Raw genomic sequence first — 837 nt, forward strand, 5'->3', positions numbered from 1 at the left:
GCTGGTGCATGGTGCGGTCAAAACAAATATTTATCTGCAATTAAAAATGCGTTCCAAAACTTCATGCCTTTAACAATCGCTGGGGCAATCGGGGTTTTATGGTGTAACGTATTAGTTAACGACCAAACAGGTTTAGGATTATTCTTCAAACCAATCATGGCTTTAGATTTCTTAAATCCTGCATTCCAAGCCGTTAACTTCTGTACAATCAGCTGTATCACAGTTGGTATCACTCTTGGTATCGCCCAAGAAATCGGTGTTTGGAACATGGGAGCTGAAAGAGCTGGTTACATTCCAGGTTTAGTAGGTTTAGCTGCATGGTTATCAGTTACAAACACTTCACACATGGTAGAAGGAGCTAAAGAAGCTTTCACTGGTATCGCTGGTAATGAATTAGGAGCTACTGGTTTATTCACTGGTATGATTATTGGTGTATTATCTGTTGAATTATTCTGCTTCTTCGAAAAACAAGATGCATTAAAAATTAAAATGCCAGAACAAGTTCCACCAGGAGTTGCTCGTGCATTCGAAGTTTTAGTACCAGCTACTATTACTTTAATCATCACTGCTTGTATTGGATCAGCATGTTATAACTTAACTGGTTTATACTTAAATGATGTTATCAAAAATGGTATTCAAGGTCCTTTAGGAGCTGTAGGTGCTACAATTCCAGGTGTTATGATTATCTATTTAGTAATCATGTTATTCTGGTTAGTAGGTATCCATGGTAACAACATGTTATCTGCAGTAAAAGAAGCATTATTTACACCATTAGCACTTGAAAACGTTGAAAAATTCAACAAAGGTGAAAAACCAACAAACATCATCAACATGTAT

General features: G+C 36.7%; 1 protein-coding gene. It reads left to right on the forward strand.

Annotated elements, in window-relative coordinates:
* Positions 1-837: PTS transporter subunit EIIC (locus tag LJD34_RS16040; protein ID WP_227360368.1), on the forward strand; the 837-nt coding region annotated here is incomplete at both ends.

It is taken from the genome of Faecalibacillus sp. MSK20_93, from assembly GCF_020589945.1.
GTDB lineage: Bacteria > Bacillota_I > Bacilli_A > Erysipelotrichales > Coprobacillaceae > Faecalibacillus > Faecalibacillus intestinalis.